Origin of the sequence: Pseudoalteromonas sp. P1-7a (assembly GCF_001401855.1) — a bacterium.
In the GTDB taxonomy this organism is placed as follows: Bacteria; Pseudomonadota; Gammaproteobacteria; order Enterobacterales; family Alteromonadaceae; genus Pseudoalteromonas.
This window is the reverse complement of record NZ_LKDU01000124.1, coordinates 1-303: the sequence shown is the minus strand read 5'-3', so window position 1 is coordinate 303 and position 303 is coordinate 1. Positions and strand designations below refer to the sequence as shown.

Sequence of the window (303 nt, the reverse complement as noted above, 5' to 3'; positions counted from 1 at the left end):
GATAAAAAGATAAGCCCTATTACATCAACAATCTTGTCATTTACTTGTTCACTAAGTGTTTGCGCAGCAACACGTTTGAGTTTTTTTCGATCAACAGGTAGTTTGGCATTTTTTTGATGAAGCCATATTTTGAAAAACAAAACGCCTAATAAGGAATAAACACTACCTACAATAACTAAAAGGCTTAAACCTTGGTTTAATAAATCATCCATGTGGAGTTCCTATAATCACAATGTTTACGTTATACCTTAAAAACAGGTACATGTCGTATAATTCAAACTCCGTACAATCTATTCAACAAAT

1 pseudogene is annotated in these 303 nt (G+C 32.0%); it reads right to left on the bottom strand.

The window, feature by feature from the left end:
* A pseudogene (locus AN389_RS19785) lies at positions 1-212 on the bottom strand (NERD domain-containing protein); the annotation flags it as partial.
* Positions 213-303: the final 91 nt, after the last annotated feature.